Annotated in this window: 18 protein-coding genes; 4 read left to right on the forward strand and 14 right to left on the reverse strand. The window is 41.7% G+C overall.

What is annotated here, in order from left to right:
* Positions 1 to 28: 28 nt before the first annotated feature.
* On the reverse strand, positions 29 to 1,021 hold the full coding sequence (locus V5M37_RS14160; protein ID WP_423802502.1) for an ABC transporter ATP-binding protein: 993 nt from the start codon (positions 1,019 to 1,021) through the stop codon (positions 29 to 31).
* The gene (locus V5M37_RS14165; protein WP_423802503.1) at positions 1,018 to 2,034 is read right to left on the reverse strand and encodes an ABC transporter ATP-binding protein; all 1,017 of its coding nucleotides are present in this window, start codon (positions 2,032 to 2,034) and stop codon (positions 1,018 to 1,020) included. The genes V5M37_RS14160 and V5M37_RS14165 overlap by 4 nt, the downstream gene beginning before the upstream one ends.
* Before the next feature lie 216 nt (positions 2,035 to 2,250).
* On the opposite strand from V5M37_RS14165, the gene V5M37_RS14170 reads away from it, so the two are divergent.
* Both V5M37_RS14170 and V5M37_RS14175 read left to right on the forward strand, forming a co-directional pair.
* Positions 2,251 to 2,988, forward strand: a complete 738-nt coding sequence (locus tag V5M37_RS14170) for a response regulator transcription factor (protein ID WP_423802504.1) — start codon at positions 2,251 to 2,253, stop codon at positions 2,986 to 2,988.
* Positions 2,989 to 3,001: 13 nt separating this feature from the next.
* Positions 3,002 to 4,771, forward strand: coding sequence for a sensor histidine kinase (locus V5M37_RS14175; protein WP_423802505.1), 1,770 nt, complete (start codon positions 3,002 to 3,004; stop codon positions 4,769 to 4,771).
* A 63-nt stretch (positions 4,772 to 4,834) separates the two neighbouring features.
* Here the strand turns inward: V5M37_RS14175 and V5M37_RS14180 are convergent, their stop codons facing one another.
* From V5M37_RS14180 to V5M37_RS14195, 4 genes are all read right to left on the reverse strand, one after another.
* Positions 4,835 to 6,022, reverse strand: a complete 1,188-nt coding sequence (locus V5M37_RS14180; RefSeq protein WP_423802506.1) for a M20 metallopeptidase family protein — start codon at positions 6,020 to 6,022, stop codon at positions 4,835 to 4,837.
* Between the two features lie 26 nt (positions 6,023 to 6,048).
* Complete coding sequence (locus V5M37_RS14185; protein ID WP_423802507.1) at positions 6,049 to 7,236, reverse strand: amidohydrolase; 1,188 nt, start codon at positions 7,234 to 7,236, stop codon at positions 6,049 to 6,051.
* A 236-nt stretch (positions 7,237 to 7,472) separates the two neighbouring features.
* On the reverse strand, positions 7,473 to 7,943 hold the full coding sequence (locus V5M37_RS14190; protein ID WP_423802508.1) for a CoxG family protein: 471 nt from the start codon (positions 7,941 to 7,943) through the stop codon (positions 7,473 to 7,475).
* A 136-nt stretch (positions 7,944 to 8,079) separates the two neighbouring features.
* Entirely contained in the window at positions 8,080 to 8,640 is a 561-nt protein-coding gene (locus V5M37_RS14195) for a class I SAM-dependent methyltransferase (protein ID WP_423802509.1), read from the reverse strand.
* 230 nt (positions 8,641 to 8,870) lie between these two features.
* Between V5M37_RS14195 and V5M37_RS14200 the strand changes: the two genes are divergently transcribed.
* On the forward strand, positions 8,871 to 9,863 hold the full coding sequence (locus tag V5M37_RS14200) for an NADPH:quinone oxidoreductase family protein (protein ID WP_423802510.1): 993 nt from the start codon (positions 8,871 to 8,873) through the stop codon (positions 9,861 to 9,863).
* A 58-nt stretch (positions 9,864 to 9,921) separates the two neighbouring features.
* Here the strand turns inward: V5M37_RS14200 and V5M37_RS14205 are convergent, their stop codons facing one another.
* The 5 genes from V5M37_RS14205 to V5M37_RS14225 form a co-directional block, all read right to left on the reverse strand.
* A complete protein-coding gene (locus V5M37_RS14205; protein WP_423802511.1) occupies positions 9,922 to 10,857 on the reverse strand; it encodes an aldo/keto reductase in 936 nt (311 codons plus the stop codon).
* Between the two features lie 41 nt (positions 10,858 to 10,898).
* Positions 10,899 to 11,843, reverse strand: coding sequence for a phosphotriesterase family protein (locus V5M37_RS14210; RefSeq protein ID WP_423802512.1), 945 nt, complete (start codon positions 11,841 to 11,843; stop codon positions 10,899 to 10,901).
* A gap of 16 nt (positions 11,844 to 11,859) precedes the next feature.
* Positions 11,860 to 12,180 carry a carboxymuconolactone decarboxylase family protein gene (locus V5M37_RS14215; protein ID WP_423802513.1) on the reverse strand — a complete coding sequence of 107 codons (321 nt, stop codon included), beginning with the start codon at positions 12,178 to 12,180 and terminating at the stop codon, positions 11,860 to 11,862.
* 15 nt (positions 12,181 to 12,195) lie between these two features.
* Positions 12,196 to 12,444, reverse strand: coding sequence for a hypothetical protein (locus V5M37_RS14220; RefSeq protein ID WP_423802514.1), 249 nt, complete (start codon positions 12,442 to 12,444; stop codon positions 12,196 to 12,198).
* A gap of 133 nt (positions 12,445 to 12,577) precedes the next feature.
* Complete coding sequence (locus V5M37_RS14225) at positions 12,578 to 13,774, reverse strand: CaiB/BaiF CoA transferase family protein (RefSeq protein ID WP_423802515.1); 1,197 nt, start codon at positions 13,772 to 13,774, stop codon at positions 12,578 to 12,580.
* A gap of 142 nt (positions 13,775 to 13,916) precedes the next feature.
* On the opposite strand from V5M37_RS14225, the gene V5M37_RS14230 reads away from it, so the two are divergent.
* On the forward strand, positions 13,917 to 14,714 hold the full coding sequence (locus V5M37_RS14230; RefSeq protein WP_423802516.1) for a Cof-type HAD-IIB family hydrolase: 798 nt from the start codon (positions 13,917 to 13,919) through the stop codon (positions 14,712 to 14,714).
* 110 nt (positions 14,715 to 14,824) lie between these two features.
* Here the strand turns inward: V5M37_RS14230 and V5M37_RS14235 are convergent, their stop codons facing one another.
* From V5M37_RS14235 to V5M37_RS14245, 3 genes are read right to left on the reverse strand one after another with little or no spacing between them, the layout of a single operon-like run.
* Positions 14,825 to 16,567 (reverse strand): acetolactate synthase catalytic subunit, encoded by a 1,743-nt coding sequence (locus tag V5M37_RS14235; protein ID WP_423802517.1) that lies wholly within the window; start codon positions 16,565 to 16,567, stop codon positions 14,825 to 14,827.
* A gap of 15 nt (positions 16,568 to 16,582) precedes the next feature.
* A complete protein-coding gene (locus V5M37_RS14240; RefSeq protein WP_423802518.1) occupies positions 16,583 to 17,560 on the reverse strand; it encodes an NAD(P)H-quinone oxidoreductase in 978 nt (325 codons plus the stop codon).
* A complete protein-coding gene (locus V5M37_RS14245; protein WP_423802519.1) occupies positions 17,557 to 18,603 on the reverse strand; it encodes a zinc-dependent alcohol dehydrogenase in 1,047 nt (348 codons plus the stop codon). The genes V5M37_RS14240 and V5M37_RS14245 overlap by 4 nt, the downstream gene beginning before the upstream one ends.
* Positions 18,604 to 18,771: the final 168 nt, after the last annotated feature.

An 18,771-nucleotide genomic window follows, 5' to 3' on the forward strand; every position in this document is an offset into this window, starting at 1 on the left:
ATTTTCACCCTCTTTCAAAAACTAGAATTTATGCATCGTTAACTGCAAAGCAAGCAACGCTATGTTCGTTCCCCTTAAGAACAGGTCTTTGCTCCCGGCAAATTGCCGTTGCAATCGGGCAACGTGTATGAAAGCTGCATCCGCTTGGAGGATTGGCCGGACTTGGGACATCGCCAGCAATAATGATTCTTTCTTTTGACCTTAATTCAGGGTTTGGTATCGGATAAGAGCTTAACAACGCTTTTGTATAAGGATGCTGCGGATTTTTGAAAATTTCTTCCGTTTTTGCAACCTCGACAATTCTCCCTAAGTACATCACTGCAATCCGGTCGCTGATATACTTTACAGCTCCTAAGCCATGGGCAATAAACAAATAAGTAAGATTGAATTCTTTTTGCAGATCCTTCAATAAATTCAGGATTTGTGCCTGAATGGATACATCCAAAGCAGATACCGGCTCATCGCAAATGATCAGTTTTGGATTCAGCGACAGCGCTCTGGCAATTCCGATCCGCTGCCGCTGGCCGCCGGAAAATTCGTGAGGGTAGCGGTTTTTATAACTGTTCGGCAACCCAACCAGTTCCAAAAGCTCGTCCACCCGTTTATGGATTTTTTCCTTTTCAACTACTTGATGAATTCTCATCGGTTCTTCGAGGAGATCTTTGATTCTTTTTCTTGGATTCAGAGATGAATAGGGGTCTTGGAAAATAATTTGTAAATCCCGGCGCAGACCTTTCATCGTATCTCTGTTAGCAGTGGTGATTTCTTTCTCCTGAAAATACACCTTACCCTCTGAGGCATTTTCTAGCCTTACAAGCGTTTTCCCAATGGTTGATTTCCCGCAGCCCGACTCTCCTACCAATCCGAGTGTCTCACCTTCGTTAATATAAAAGTCGACCCCATCTACCGCCTTCACGTGACCAACCGTTTTCGAAAAAACACCCTTTTTAATAGGGTAATAGGTTTTTAATTTTTCTACTTTTAGTAAAGGAGTCGTTTCTTTTTCAATCATGGTGGTCATGTGAATATTTCCTCCTTTGGTTGATCGGAGTTTGTCCTTAAACCGTCTTCCTCGGTTAACCAGCACCTTACTTTATGCCCTGCTTGAACATCTTTAAGTCTAGGCTGTTCCTGCTCGCACCGTTCCGTAGCATATGGGCAGCGGGTATGGAACCGGCAGCCTGCCGGCATATGCTTAATGCTTGGCACTGAACCAGGGATTGAAGCAAGGCGTTGTTCACTTTCATACTCCAAATGTGGAATGGAGGCCATTAACCCTTGGGTATAAGGATGCTTTGGCTCTTTAAATAGCGTAAAAACATCTGCTTCCTCGACAACCTGACCGGCATACATAACAATAACTCGGTCGGCCGTTTCGGCAATCACCCCAAGATCATGAGTAATCAGCATAATGGCTGTATTAGAATCCTTTTGCAAGGTTTTCATCAACTGGAGAATTTGTGCCTGAATCGTTACATCCAGGGCAGTTGTCGGTTCATCCGCAATTAACAGCTTCGGCTTGCACGCAAGCGCCATCGCAATCATCACCCGCTGCCGCATTCCGCCTGACAATGCATGCGGGTATTCCCTCATAATCTCATTCGCCCTTGGAATCCCAACCTTTTTTAACATTTCAATGGCGTATTCTTTTGCAGCCTTTGGACTCATCTTTAAGTGAAGCTTGATTCCTTCAATCATTTGGTTTCCAATGGTGAAAACAGGATTTAATGAGGTCATGGGTTCCTGAAAGATCATCGATATCTCATTTCCCCTGATATCTCTTAAACGCTGATTGGATACTTTTGTCAGGTCTTCTTCTCCGAAAAGAATTTGACCCTTTTTTACTTTTCCGTTTTTTCCGAGCAAACCCATTATCGATAAGGAGGTGACACTTTTTCCGCAACCGGACTCCCCAACAATGCCGATGGTTTCTCCAGGGTTGACTGAAAAACTCACCTCTTCTACTGAAATCACTTCTTCTTTGTCTGTTTCAAATGCAATTTGGACATGGTCTACTTCCAGTAAAGGTTTCATTCCTTCACCCCTCTTTCTAAAAACTATCAATTTTAAAAATTTTCGGAACATTCTATTCGGTTAACATTATTTTATTAAAAATAGTAGTATGAAAAAAAGGGACCTGAATTGACATTTCGTATCATTACTTGACAAACAATGATAGGCTTACTCTTGTTGAACGTGTCAAAGTGTAGTATATTTTGAATATTAAAATAATGTTTTAGGGGGTGCCAAATGTACCAACTGGTGATTGCAGATGATGAATATGAAATTCGGCACGGCCTAGTAAACTATTTTCCGTGGAATGAACTTGGGTTCGAAGTAATTGGGGAAGCAGCAAATGGGAAAGAAGCCCTTGACCTAGTATCAGAGGGAAATGCTGACGTTTTGCTTTGCGATATTCAAATGCCCATCATGACTGGCATTGAGGTCATAAAGGAGATGCATGAGCAGAACTCCCCTGTCTTGACTGTGTTTTTAAGCGGTTACCAGGAGTTCCACTATGCCCAGTCTGCCATTAAGTACGGGGTCAAAAATTATATTCTAAAACCCACAAATTTTTCAGAAATAACGGAAGCGTTTTCGCAAATAAAAAAAGAACTAGACCAAAGAATGCCTGCCTCCACCCAAACGGTTTCCGTAAAACTAAAAAACGACGATGATGATCCGATTATTAATAAAATTAAAGATTATGTAAAAAACAATTTTAAAAATGCCACATTAGATGAGGCTGCCCAAGTCGTTTATATGAACCCGCATTATGTAAGCAAATATTTTAAACAAAAAACAGATGTCAATTTCTCTGATTTTCTTTTTCAAGTCAAAATGGAAGAAGCAGCAAAATTAATTAAAGAAATGAAGTACAAGGCCTATGAGGTAAGTGAAATGGTCGGATATAGCAATGCCAAGAATTTCACACGCGCGTTCCGAAAATATTTTGGGGTCAGCCCAAAGGAATATCGGCTAAATTAAGGACGGCTTCCTAATGGATTCTTTAAAACGTTCCTTTTTTATTAAAAATTTAAGCAAGCTGCTGATTCCAATGCTAATCCCGGTGTTAATTCTAGGAACACTTGCGATTACGTTAATTCATTTATATCTGAAGGAAAAGATAAATCAAGAAAACTTGAATCTATTAAATCAAATCCAAATGAACGTGGAAATGATTTTCGATGAGCTAAATTCTATTAACTTAACCATTGCCGCTAGCGCCAAAGAATTTCTGGACCTGCAAAACATGCTCGAGAAAAAATGGCTAGATCCTGAGGATTTTGTTAAACTGGCGTCGTTAAAAAATACCATCGACTCTCCCGCTATTGCTCATCCGTACATTGATTCGATTTATATTTATATTGAAAATGATAAAAAACGATTTTTAACATCAACTACAGGCGGTTTGGTGGATCTTGGGCATTTTGATGACACCTCTTGGTATAAAGGGCTCGATAAGGTAAAAAGCGGCGAAACCATTTGGACAGAAAGAAGAACAGTGATTCGAAAGCTTGTGGATTTCCCTGACCAAAAGATTGAGGTCATTTCCTTATATCGGAGCTTTACTCTTGCAAATGGCAAACTGGGGTACATTGTTCTGAATGTAAACACTGATTATGTAAAGGATCATTTAAACAGCTTGCATAAAATGAGCGGTCAAAATATTATAGTCTTGGATAAAAATAACCAAGTTCTGTTTGAAAATCATCCAGTCCTTTTAACGTCATTCGAAACGGAGGAAATGATTTCCTCGTCTAATGAAATTACCACATTGAAAATTGGAAATGACCCTTCTACTGTTTTTAAGTTGGACTCAAAAAAATATGGCTGGGTGTTTTTTTCGACCATCCCGCGGAGTTCTCTTTATAAGCTGCCATACCAATTAAGCTTGCTTACTTTAGTTCTCCTGCTTTCGTCGGTTATTGTTGGGGGGATTATCGCTTATTTTCTAACGAAAAAGAATTTTGCCGAAATTGATTCGATTGTCAATATCTTAAATAATGCCGAAAAGGGTGAACCTCTCCCCCATTTGCCAAACGACGTAAAGGATGTTCACAGCCTAATCATTCATAAGATTTTGACCAATTTTATGGAGCAATCCTATATGAAGGTGCTCCTGTCGGAGAGAAAGTATAAAATGCAGGCGCTGGAGTTATCCGTGCACCAATCCCAATTAAATCCGCATTTTTTGTACAATACACTAGAAACGATTAATTGGAAGGTGATCAGTCTTACCAAGCGGCCAAACGAGATTAACCAAATGATTGATCATCTCGGGAATATCCTCCGATATTCCTTAAATGCAAAGGATAGCTTAGTTGTTTTAAAGGATGAAATCAAACATACGAAAAGCTATGTTGAGATTCAGAAAATTAGGCATAAGGATCAATTTGAGTTCTATTGGGAATGTGATGAGGGTGTTGAAAACTATTATGTTGTTAAACTGTTCCTACAGCCTTTGATTGAGAATTCACTGCAGCATGGCCTGCCGGGATTGGGAAGAACCCTTTCGATTAAAGTGAAAATAAGAGTATTTCCTTCACACCTTTATGTAGCGGTCATTGATAATGGCAAGGGAATCGGCAAGGCAAGGCTAGGGGAAATCTGTTCAAAGCTGAAATCAAATTATACAGCAAACGATCACATCGGCCTTTATAATACCCATAAACGCTTGCAGCTTACCTACGGGGACAACTATGGTCTGGCCATCCGCAGCAAACTCGATTGGGGAACAAGCATTTCAATCCGAATCCCTATCAAATAAATAAGGGGCCTGGGCCCGGCGCGTTAATCATTAACGTACCTGGGTTCAGGCCCCTTTCACATCTTAATTTTCATTTAGGTACTGCAATGCACTTCTGACAAAATACTGGACGCCAAGAATCAATGCTTCTTCTTTTACATCAAATTTTGGATGATGGTGCGGATAATTTTCGGCAGGGTTGTGGCTTCCCGCCCCCAAAAAGGCGAAGCATCCCGGTGCTGCCTCTGCAAATGCCGAGAAATCTTCACTACCCATCAATGCTGTACCTCTGACAAAATGTTCCTCACCAAAGGTTTCAATAATAACTTTTTCAACCATAGTGGTAATTTGTTCTTCATTGATAGTTGGACTGTAGCCAAAGTCATAGTTTAATTGATAAGTTGCACCATGTGCTTCGGTGAGTCCCTTTGTTAATTTCTCCATCCAGATTGGAATCTGCTTGCGAACTTCCGGGTCAAACGTTCGGACAGTACCGCCTAAGGTCACTTTGTCTGGAATGATATTGTTGGCCGTTCCACCGTGAAACTGGGCAACCGTAATAACTGCCCGATGGCTGGCATCGACTTTTCTGGAGATAAACTGATTGATTCCATTTACCAACTGAACTCCAATGGCAATCGGGTCAACAGTTTCTTCCGGTGCGGAACCATGCCCGCCTTTACCTTGAATGACAATATCAAAATCATCACACGCCGCAGTCACATGTCCGTAACAGAGCGAGAATTTGCCCAACGGACCTTGTGAACCAAGGTGAAGCCCGATCACACCGTCAAGGCCATCTGCTGCCCCCGCCTTTACCATTTCCTGGGCACCGCCAGGATTTAGTTCTTCTGCATGCTGGAAGAAGAAGCGAACTTCCCCTTTGATTTCGTCCTGTAATTGAGATAGAACTTTGGCCGCGCCAAGGAGCATCGCAGTATGTCCGTCATGACCGCAGGCATGCATCACACCTTGGGTTTTGGAGGCAAATGGCAATCCAGTCTCTTCAATGATTGGCAGGGCATCCATATCTGCCCGCAGCCCCAATACTTTGCCAGGCTGGCTGCCAAATAAGCGTCCCATGACACTGGTTGCTGTGACCCTGGAAACTTCAATATTGCCAAACGATTGCAGTTTTTCATAAACGTAATTAGAAGTTTCAAACTCTTTGAAAGAAAGCTCTGGGTTTTCGTGAAAATGTCTGCGCCATTTGACTACTTCTTCTTCAACTGCATCTATTAGTTTCTGGATATCTACTACTCTTTCAATCACAAAATCTCCTCCACATTAGGGTACTTTTATTTCTCACCTAAAAATTTGAAGGCCGAGCGGACGAAATAATGGACACCTTTTATTAATGCCTCTTCCTTCACATCAAATTTTGGATGATGATGCGGATAATTTTCGGCTGGGTTCTCACTTCCAGCACCTAGAAAAACAAAACATCCAGGAGCTTCCGCTGAAAATGCCGAGAAATCCTCCCCTCCCATAATCCCATTCGCAATAATTCGATTGCTTTCTCCGAATGTGTCTACAATGGTTTCTTCCACCAATTTGGTGATATTTTCCTCATTTATGACAGGTGAGTATCCCAGCATATAATTAAGTTCATAGGAAGCGTCATGGGCTTCAGTGATTCCTTTTGCAATTTTTTCAATCCAGACAGGAATTTGTTTACGTACTTCCGGATCAAACGTACGGACAGTCCCGCCTAGGCTTACACGGTCAGGAATAATATTATTGGCTGTTCCGCCATTGAATTTGGTAACAGAAATGACAGCGCGCTGGGCTGCATCCACTTTCCGTGAAATAATTTGGTTGATTCCGTTAATAATTTGAACACCAATTGCAATTGGATCAATCGTTGCATTTGGTGCGGAACCATGTCCGCCCTTGCCCTGGATATCAATATCAAATGCATCAGTCGCTGCAGTAACTGGTCCATAACAAACAGTAAAGATCCCTGCAGGAATTTGCGAACCAAGGTGAACGCCGATGACTCCATCAATCCCTTCTGTAACGCCGGCCTTTACCATTTCTGAAGCGCCGCCAGGGAACAATTCCTCAGCATGCTGGAAGAAAAAGCGGATTTCCCCTTCTATTTCATCCTTTAATTGGGACAGAACCTTTGCCGCTCCTAAAAGCATGGCAGTATGTCCATCATGACCGCAGGCATGCATCACACCGTCATTTTTGGAGGCAAATGGCAGCCCGGTTTCTTCTTGAATTGGAAGCGCGTCCATGTCAGCACGTAAAGCAACAACTTTACCAGGCTTTGCGCCGATAATCCTACCTAACACGCTTGTTGGCGTTGGACGGGATAACTCAATATTGCCAAAGGACTCCAGCTTCTCAAATACGTACTTGGATGTTTCTACCTCTTGAAATGAAAGTTCAGGATTTTCATGGAGATGCCTGCGCCACTCCACAACCTCTTTTTCAACAGCTTCAACTAATTTCTGAAGATCCAGCGTTTTCTCGACCATAAATTAAGCCTCCCTAAAATTCTTTTATTCAAGATAATTTTAGAGAAAAAGTACACTGAAATACAACAAAAATATAGAATATTCTAATAACAGTCAATATAAGAGTATTTTCTGAATCTAAGAAACCTTTTTCTTCCACTTTATCTATCATTTTAACAAGAATTTATCTATCATTTTAACAAGAAAACATCCAGGCTTATTTCAAGCTTGGATGCTGTTATTAAATCAATGGGAACTCAAGTACGAAATTTCTTTCTGGACTGATAGACAGCCTTTTTAATTTCCTTCTCCAGGTTTTGGAATAGGTTTTCGATCACTTTGATTGCTGCTCCATTTAGTAACCGATCAGGAGTCACTTCCATAGTCCCTGTTATCACGACATCCGCTTTAATAGTTAATTTGCAAGCCCCTTGCCAATCTCTTAGAAATAAATCAGACTGCGCCTGAATATTTCCAAGTTTGCTTTTTGCGGTTATTTTCAGGCGGTAAAATGATGGATTTTTCTCTTCCAAACGTCGTATGTCGATTGCAAATACATCGTTGATTGGACCAATCCGGATATCAATTTCGCCTCGGTAAACACCACTTGAAGTTTCAACAAACGACTTGCAGTTAGGAATCGAGTTTTTTAGGACTGTTTCATCTTTCAGCCATTTCCATACTAAATTTCTCGGCAAACCAAAGGCATGATTGTACTCAATCTTCAACCTTATCCCCCCGTTGGGCATCAGTATTAGAACTCTATGTCATCATAGTATTCATTGGTTACCAGTCATGTTAAAGAAGAATTGTGGGTATCACCAACTTTTGGTTCAATCACCTTCCCCCCTCGCTTTAGTATTGTTAAACCTTTTCACAAAAGATTGTTTGTCGTCCTTCTTGTTCGTTCTCTTCAAAAAAGTGTATCTTCCAATTGCCAAATTCAGATAACAATTCTTTTGGCTCCAATTTAAATTGATTGGAAACAGTTCGGTTTATCGTCTTTGGTGACTGATAATAGGTCTCCATAAAGAAAAAGCCGTTCTTTTTTACTATGCTTTTGACAAAAGAATATAAGGTTCGGTCGAGATAATAGGTAATGACAACAAGGTCGGCTGGACGGTTCTCTATCTGAAGCTGATTCAATTCTGTTAGATCACAGACACGCGGAGCGATATTGAGATGATTTTTGGCAGCTTGCTCCTGAAGGAAGCCAATGGCTACCTCTGATAAATCCAATGCCTCTACTTGATAGTTTAATTGGGCGAGATATACACTGTTTCCTCCAAGTCCACAAGCAAGGTCAAGTGCTTTCCCGCCATGAAGAAATACTGAAAGATTTTTCAATCGGGGATTTGGAACAGGTTCTTTCCATTCGTTCAAACGGTCTTTATATTTGGCGTTCCATTTTGATTTGTCGTCCATATTCTTTACACCACAACAATCTGTAATAAGTTACTAAATTCTACCATACAAATGCCTCTCTAAAAAGACAGCTTAATGAAAAAAGTGGACTGAAATTTTGGGTGAATTTTTAGATAAGTCTGACTAGTTTTTTTACAATCTGTGCTTTACCATGTAAAATAATTATTAATTAGGTATCTTAATAGGTTTGCTCGCAGGGCATAACCTCACAAAAGAAAGGAGTAATGATGATGACTGAACATTTTAAAGCGTTAGTAGTGGATAAAACAGAGGAAGCTTTCACAGTAGGGATTAAAGATTTAAAGTTTGCCGAGCTTCCTGAAGCTGATGTATTAATCAAAGTAGCGTATTCCAGTATCAATTACAAAGACGGTTTAGCTAGTATCCCGGATGGGAAGATTGTCCGTTCTTACCCGTTTATCCCAGGTATTGATTTGGCCGGGGTTGTGGTTTCATCTAAGGATCCGCGCTTCCAGGAAGGTGACAAAGTTATTGCCACTAGTTATGAAATTGGGGTTTCCCATTATGGCGGATTTAGTGAATATGCTCGTATTCCCGGCGATTGGGTTGTTCCGCTCCCGGAAAATCTTTCACTGAAAGAAGCGATGGTTTTGGGAACAGCTGGCTTTACCGCTGCCCTTTCTGTGCAGAGGCTGGAAGAAAACGGGGTTACTCCTGAAAAGGGAAAGGTTTTGGTAACTGGAGCAACTGGCGGTGTTGGAAGTATTGCTGTCTCGATGCTATCTAAACGGGGCTACGAGGTGGTTGCAAGTACTGGAAAAGCTGCTGAACATGATTATTTACATAACCTTGGTGCGTCTGAAGTGATTTCCCGTGAAGAGGTTTATAATGGAAAAGTCAAAGTATTGGATAAGCAGCTTTGGGCTGGTGCGGTTGATCCCGTTGGCGGTGAATCCTTAGCGTCTGTATTAAGTAAAATTCACTATGGCGGATCGGTAGCTGTAAGTGGATTAACTGGAGGCGGAAAGGTCCCAACTAGCGTGTTTCCTTTTATTTTGCGCGGTGTAAACCTGCTGGGGATCGATTCGGTCTATTGCCCAATGGAAGTACGCAAAAAGCTGTGGAATCGAATGGCCACAGACTTAAAGCCGTCCACGCTATTGGATTCCATTGCAGTTGAAATTTCGCTAGACGACCTACCTGAAACCCTCCCTATCATTTTGAAAGGGCAGGCAAAAGGGAGATTCGTAGTAAGAATTTAAGCTTTAAAAAATTGAAGGACCCATCGGAATTAAGTTTCCAAGGGGTCCTTTTTCTGATTTATAATTGGAATATCTGGTCAATGCTTTGAATCTCTTGTGGTGAAAGCTCTACATCTAGCGTTTTTAAATTATGAAGTACTTGGTCAGCATTCTTTGCCCCCGGTATAATGACATCAATCCCGTCACGAGTTAAATACCAAGCGAGCACAACATGAGCAACCTCTACCCCTTTTGCTTCGGCTATTTCCCGTACCTTCTCAATTTTAGCTAAGTTTTGCTCATACACTTCTTTCTGGAATTGCGGCCGTTTTTGATTCTTTTCACTAATCACTGTATGAATATTATATTTTCCCGTCAAAAACCCGGAGGCAAGCGGGTAGAAAGGAACAAAAGAAATATCATGTTCAATCGTGTATGGGAATAATTCTTTCTCTGCTTCTCTGCTTAATAAGTTATAGCCCCCTTGATAGACGTCGACATAGCCGTCTTTATTCGCTTCCTTTAACTGCTCAAGGGAAAAATTAGAGACCCCAATCGCCCTGATCTTCCCCTCATCTTTTAGCTGCTTCAAGGCCCCGACCGCTTCATCCTTAGGTGTATCTTGATCAGGGAAATGAATATAAAATAAATCTATGTAATCCGTTTGCAGGCGCTGTAGGCTCTCCTCCACTGATTGCTTTAAAAAGGCTGGAGAATTATCTAGCACCACTTCATTACCAACAAATTTATGGGCCGCTTTCGTGGCAATGACAATCTCTGAACGATTTCCCCTTTCTTTGACCACTTCCCCGACGATTTCTTCAGAACGCTTTGGACCATAGATAAACGCAGTATCCAAAAAGTTAATTCCCTGTTCCAATCCTGCCCGTACTAAATCCCTTCCTGCTTCCTCATCCAGGTTGGGAAATAAATTATGTCCGCCTACGGCATTGGTTCCCAAGCCGATTGGGTTCACATATAAATCAGTTTTTCCAATTTGAATTTGCTTTACCATGCACCATTCATCTCCTAGTTTTTTACTTTATTACTAGTTTCTTAGTTTCCTTCAAACCAACGGCGAGCATTATCAACCATCATATCGGTAACCTGCTTTTCCGTTACACCGTTTTTCTTCAATTCTGGAATCACTTCTTCTAACACAAAACTCATGCTCCATTTCGGAAATGTTTTTGCAGATGTTCCATCAGGATACCAGTCATACGAACAGCAATAATCTTGTGATAGGAACATGCGGTCTGCATAACCTAATTTGGCCAAGGCAATCACGGTATCGTTTCGGGATTCGTTTGAACATACTCTAGTTATTCCGTATCGATCCATGCCAATAAATGGCCCCCGATCCAGTACCTGCAGAATGTACTCCTGATTGTCGGTATCCCCAGTATGCCCGATTAATACCCGTTTTGGATCCACTCCCTCTTCTTGTAAAATATCAAGCTGTTTTAGGCCCGTTCCGCTCGCCGGATGGGAATGAGTCATAATCGGCACACCGGTCATTTTATGGGCCCGCGCTGCAGCACGGATGACTTTTTCAACATCCTTGGTAACCCCTTGTGCATCGGTGGCACATTTTAAAAAGCCAGCCTTGATGGATGTGTTTTGAATGCCGACCTCGATGTCTCTGACAAATAATTCCGCCATATAGTCAATGCTGCGATTTTGGAAGTGAGGCGGGATGTAATGGTAAGAATAAATACCAGTAGCAGCGATAATTTGCACACCCGTTTCACGGGCCACTCTCTCAATAAAGCGGATATCTCGGCCAAGTTCCATCACCGTTGGGTCACAAATGGTTTTAACACCAAGTTCCTTCACTTTATTTACCTGCTCTACCGCTTTGGCAAATTCCTTTTCCTCGTCATATAAATGGGGAAATTGTACAAAGACAGCTTCTGAGCGGACACGCATATGTTCATGAATCAGCGTAACCCCAAGCTCAGAAGACTCAACTGGTCCAGTTACAGTATTTACTAATGTCATAGCCTAGTCTCCTTCTTTATTTTTCTAGCAATTTATCCAAACTCTCTTGTACTTTTGGTCTTGATGAAGTGAATTCTTCTAATTCCGTTTTGAAGGTACCATGAATACGATTGATCATCCCTGCTACCCCAACAGTAGTACAAAGGACGAGTATTTGCCTTGGGGTAAAGTGTTCTCTGAGTCTGTCATATAATTCATCCTCAATTCGAACCTCCGTAGCCAGCCTCTCCGTATATTCAAGTACAAGCCGTTCTATATCGGTATAAACAGTACTTTCCCTCCAGTGACGGAGGTGATCCACTTTATCTTTAGATAGTCCAATGCCCCGACCGAGCATAATGTGGGTCGGTACTCAGTAATGACACTTGTGTAATGTGGAGGTATAAAGATAAGCAAGTTCAGTCAGCTGAATATCTACCTCACCGGACCGGTACACACCAAAGATAAGATCCGAAACTCCTTCCAATACCTTAGGCTGATTGGCCAGCACCTTGAAAACATTCATTACGTGTCCCCCGGACGCATCCTGAATGAAATCTAAAGACTCCTTGACTTCGGGACTTGCCTGGTCATACTCTATCATTGCAATCCGTTCCATCATCTACCAACTTTCTATTTTCACTTTATTGATAGTTTATAATTTTCCGACAATAATTGCAAAGCCAGGCTATTTCCTGGGTTTGTTAATAGTGTTCTTAAACTTTTCACTAGTCGACAAATTGTATTTTAGCAATCTATTTTTCAGAAGTGCTAACAACTCCAAGCGTCAAATATCTTTCTATTTCCTCCATGGAATAACCTAATTCCGCCAATATTTCAACGGAATGTTCGCCTATTTCTGGTGGAGCTGAAAACTTCTGAGCATTGGTATCATTGATTTTAATAGGAACTCCAGTAACAAATACAGCATCACTCTGTTCACCCATATTCATTTCCCTTACCATATTCCTATCCTTTATTTGCGGATCGTTAATGATGTCCATTAACGTGTTAACCGGGCCGCACGCAATTCCAGCGTTTTGAAGAAGCTGAAAAACTTCCTCTTTTGTATACTGGATGGTCCACTCTGAAACCATCTTTTCCAATACATCCCGATTCTCCATTCGTCCCTCCTTGCTATTAAAGGGAGAATCGCTATTCAGCCATTCATTTTTACCTATGATTCTGCAAAGCTTTTCCCACATATGCTGAGCAGCGGGTGCAATAAATATATAACCATCCTTTGTCGGATACGTATTACAAAAGGCAAGAGGGTCACGATTGCCGATTCGCCGAGGCTCTATCCCCTTTAGCATAACTTCAGAAAAATGGTAACCAAGCAAGGAAATCATTCCATCAAGCATGCTTACATCAACATATTTTCCTCTTCCGGTTCGTTCTTTGTGCAATAATGCCAGCATCGCACCCATTGCCGCTTGTAAACCGGAAAGATGATCGGCAATATAAAAACCGACGTTGGTAGGAGGTCCGTCTATATGTCCGGTAAGCCCTGCTAATCCACTCATAGCTTGAATGGTTCCATCGTATGCTCCATATTCCCGATAAGGCCCTGTTAAGCCAAAACCTGTAATATGGACCATGCTTATTTTAGGGTTAATTTCTGATATAGTTTGATAGTCTATTCCTAAACGCTCAGGCACCCCAGCACCATAATTCGTAATGAGAAGGTCCGCTGTTTCTACAAGCCTATGAATGATTTCTCTGCCTTCTTCGGATTTTAAATTGATAGAAAGTCCTCGTTTATTTCGGTTCTGGGCAGCGAAATACAGGCTTGTGTCCTCATGGAAAGGACCAGCCATTCTTCCTACTTCCCCCTCAATCCGTTCTATTTTAATTACTTCAGCACCGTGGTCACTAAGGATTTGACTGCCGTAAGGTCCCGAAATGTAATGAGTAAAATCTAAAACCCGAATGCCAGATAGAATTGACATACCGGTCACCTCTCTTTTATATTTTTTTATTAGATATGGCAATAGCGACTTTCCAACACTTATATGTTTGATTTTTTAAAAATTGTTTTATATAAATGGTATATTGAACATAGTAACAATAAAAAAAGAGAGGAAATATCAAATGAAATGTTTTTCGATTGATCTGGATGGAACGTTATTAAACTCAAAACATGAAATATCAGATGAAAGTTTCAAGGTACTAAAGGAATTACGGGAACAGGGACATCAGATTATCTTTAACACAGGCCGAGCTTTTGATGATGTAATCAAATATGCTCATGTGCAAAAAATAGCAGCTCCCATTTTTACTATTAATGGAACTGTTCTATACTCCGAAAAAAGAGATGTCCTATACGAAGCATCTTTATCGGTTTCCATCTATAAAGAACTCATGCAAATTTTAAAAGAAATTGGTATGTGGATTATGGTCTATACCAATAAAGGTGGCTTTCCATGTCGATATCCAGCGCTTCAAGATAAAGATCCTGAAGAAATCGTGAAGATTTTCCATCATTATGATTACGATCAAATTCTTGATCAGGATGATCTTAAAATTTACAAGATTATGGTGGTCGCGCCCGGGAATCAACTCGAAAAGATTGACCAAGTCAAACAAGCAATCGAGGGGAAATTTGCAGTCTCCATGGCCTCTTCTTACGTTCACGTAGTCGAAATTACCTCTATTGAGGCAAATAAAGGAGAAGCACTGCGACGCTACCAACAATTAATGAATGTACAGTTTGATGAAATTTTTGCGTTTGGAGACGGTGGGAATGATATCTCTCAATTTAAAGCAGCAACTACTTCCGTCGCAATGGCCAATGCCCCCCTATATGTTCAGCAGGAAGCGGATATCGTCTCTAAGTCAAATGATGAAGATGGATTTGCCTACGCAGTCCGGAACTTATTAAATATTTAGCATTTCTTCTAAGGCAGCATGGCAAAAACAAAACAAATTCGGGGCGTGCTTTTTACGCCCCTCCTTATTTTCTTGATCAAAACTTTAAATTAGGACGAACTTTTTGTTAGTTAAATATTATTTAATACGCTCAAAAAAGGAAGAGGCGGAAAAGAAGCAGGCTCTGCTATTAAATCAATAACCACTGATCCTTCTGTTGCAAAGGCCTCCTTCAACGTTTCTTCGATTTTTTCTGGAGAACTCACTCTAATACCTTTTACGCCGCATGCTTCCGCCACTTTGGCATGGTCAACGGCAGTCAGGTCACAAGCAGATGTATTTCTTCCCCAGCGGGCCTGCTCAGCCCATTTTTGATAGGCCAGAACTTCATTGTTTATGACGGCAACCACCACATCTATTCCGTGCCGTTTACATGTTTCCAGTTCACTCCAAACATGGGCAAAGCCGCCATCTCCTGATAAACAAAAGACCTTTCGATTTGATTGTGCCACCTTAGCACCCATTGCCATCGGAAGCCCCCAGCCAAGACCTGCAATTCCCCGTGGAAAAATAAATTTTCGACTTCCTTTTGCCTTGATATAATTGGCCAGCCAAACAGACGAGAAGCTTGCATCCGCCACAATAATATGATCATCTGTTAATTGTTTTTCAAGTTCGGCTAAAAATCTTTCCACTCTAATCGGCGATTGGTCTGTGTTTTGGATTTTTTCTGCTTCCTCAGTATGAGCTTTTCTTGCTTTGGCAATTGCTTCTACCAGACTAGGACGCTGTTTATCTCTTTTTTCGAGATTCTTGCGCAAAAGGGCGCTTCTCAATGCTTCCAATGTTAATTTTGCATCTCCTGCTAACCTTAAAGATTCATAGTTGCGGCCGATCTCCAATGGGTCAATATCGATGTGAATAAATCGTGCGTCTTTAGAAAATAGTTTCCAAGAATCGGTTCCATTTTGGTTAGTGCGATTTCCCACCAATAAAATGACATCGGCCTCTTCAACCACTGGCCTCAAGAATTTTGTGGCGCCGCCTTTACCCATGTAGTAACCAATCGGTCCGATGGTTAACGGATGTTCTTCATCAACTGAGCCTTTACCCATCGTCGTTGTCGCGACAGGAATTGAACATTCTTCTTGAATTTGGCGAAGTTCGTCGATAGCCCCCGATGAAATGACACCTCCGCCTGCATAAATAAATGGACGTTCTGCATTTGCGAGCAGTTCAGCAGCCACTTCGATTCGGGCCGGGTCTGCAATAGTCCGGTCCAAAGGGTAAGCAGACAGGCAAGCCTTTCTTTCTATTTGTACAGGGTTTTTCTTCGTATCGAAGGAAATATCTTTTGGAATAAGCAAAACGGCAGGTCCAGGCCGCCCGCTCGCTGCAGCGGTAAAAGCCATGTCCACGTAATCTTCGATTCTAGCTTCTGCTGGAACTTTTTTCACCCATTTGGCTACACCTGAGAAAAGCTTTACATGATCAAGCTCCTGAAAGGAGTTTTTTTCCTCCTCGGAAATCGGCACCTCATCAACGAGGGCCACTACCGGATGGGAGGCCTTTAGGCATTCTGCCAGCCCAGGAACCAACAATGTGGCAGCGGGTCCATTCTGTGCCGCTACAACCCCTACTGTGCCAGAACACATCGCGTACGCTTGCGCCATATAGGAGCCAGCATTTTCCTGCCTGAATCCGATTTGTTTAATTCCAAGATCGGAACAGGCAAGCATAATCGTTTGCGGATTACTTTGCCCAAAAATAAACTTAACACCATGGCGTTTTAATGCTAAAGCAAATCTCTCCGCATTCGTTAATTCCTTAGTCGAAATCTCAGTTTCCTTTTGTGTTTCTGTAACATTGGACATTCACAATTCCCCTCCTCACTCTACCTTTAAAACAATCTTTCCGGTATTTCGATTTTCCGCCATATACTGATGAGCTGAAGATACATCTTTCCAATCAAAAACTTGATCGATAATCGGAGCCAGTTTTCCTGCACTAAATTTTCCTCTCGAAAATTCTTCAAACTGACGGGTTAAATCAATTTTAAATGCTTTGGTCCTGGACCTAAGCGTTGACCCGATAAATTGGATCCTCTTCTGAAGGAATGGTCCTAAATGCGCTGAGGTCAATGCTTGTCCGCCCAGGGTCCCGATTAAAATCCATCTTCCATCGATCCCAATTGACTTTACATTTGCTTCCCAATAGGAAGCACCTATGAAGTCCATGATTAGCTGGACACCTTTTCCATTCGTGATTTCATGGACTTTTTCCGAAAAATCTTCTTCCTTATAATTAACGGTATAGTTTGCGCCGAGAGATACACAGCGGTCTAATTTTTCAGCAGAGCCAGCAGTCACGATACTTACCGCACCTATTTCCTTTGCAATCTGGATGGCAGCTGTTCCAACACCGCTAGCGCCGGCATGAATCAGCACATGATCTCCCGCTTTTAAATTTCCTAATACAACCATGTTTAAATAGGCAGTCAGAAAGGCCTCCGGAATCGCTGCCGCTTCCTCAAACGTCATCTCGTCCGGTATTCTCATCCCCATATCTGCCGGAATGACCACCTTCTCTGCATAGCCGCCACCAGGCAATAGGGCATAAACCCGGTCACCTTCCTTCCAGTCTGATACGCCATGGCCAACTTTTTCAACCACACCAGCCATCTCCAAACCAATAATGGTTGATTCACCAGGAGGTGGCGGATATAACCCTTTTCGCTGCAGCAAATCGGCCCGGTTTATGGCTGTTGCTTTCACTTTTACAAGTAGCTCACCCTCGCTTAGGATCGGGTCATTTACTTCTCCTATATAAAGATCATGATTTTTTTCGTTTACTAGAACAGCTTTCATCTAATCATTGCCTCTCTTTCATTTAAGTTTCTCTGGGGGGTAAATAAAACTTTCGGGCCGCCATTGTTTAGGCATTCCTCAAAACCTTCTTTAAAATCCTTAAGTTCCAAGTATTTTTTTACAATTAAGAGGGCTTTGGTCTGCAATTTTTCCATTAATTTGATGGCTGTATGCCAATCTTCTTTAATGGCAGCGATACTGCCAGTCACTTTTAATTCTTTATAAGCGATGTCCATAAAAGATACATTTGTTAGTTTCGAGGATGTACCTATCTGGATAAATTGTCCTTTTGGACGCAGAACGGAAAGACCTAAATTAACACCGTTTTCATTCCCGGAGCATTCGAAAACGATATCAATGTTCATTTTTTTCTCTTTTAACAGACTTGGCAAATCCCCGGACATGACTGTGGTATCCACGCCCATTTGCGAAGCGATTTCGAGGCGGTCTGCATCTGCGGGCGTCCCACAAACTAACACTGTTGCCCCAAATTGTTTTGCTACAAGAGCCGTAAATAATCCGATGGTGCCTGGTCCAATAATTAAAACTGTACCTGTTGGTGTAATATCAGCCTTATAAACACCTCTTACCGCTACAGACAGCGGTTCAATTAACGCACCCGCATCATCTGAAATCGTATCAGGGACAATATAAACCTGCTGTTCATGAAGTTTTACAAACTGGGCAAAGACTCCATCATAATCGAAACCAATTCGCTTACGATGAGAGCACAGATTAAATTCTCCACTGCTGCAGTAGGTACATTCTTGACAGCTGCTGTATGTAGGATGGGCCACAATCCGGTCCCCGATCACTGCTTTAGTGACCTTTTCCCCCACTGCGACCACTTCTCCGATAAATTCGTGGCCCAGAACAACTGGCGGTGCATCATCTTTAATGTGATAATTGCCTGTATATAATTTTAAATCGGTCCCACAAATACCTGCGCGCTTAACTTTGGCTAGTATTTCATGCTCACCAATCTTTGGAATATCGATATCATCTAAGGCGACACTTCCATCCTTCAACACTACGCATTCCATTTTAGGATATCCCCCCTCTTCGAAAAAGATATGTTGATATGATTTAAAAAATTATAGGCTATCAGATTGGTGGTTTTTTAATTTCTCGGGTTCATATAAAGGCTCTATGCTACCGAACTAGCTATTTTTTCAAGCTTTCGGGGGCATATATAGGGGCTCTATGCTACC

Source organism: Neobacillus sp. SAB-20_R2A, from assembly GCF_049568635.1.
Taxonomy (GTDB): Bacteria; Bacillota; Bacilli; order Bacillales; family Cytobacillaceae; genus Neobacillus; species Neobacillus citreus.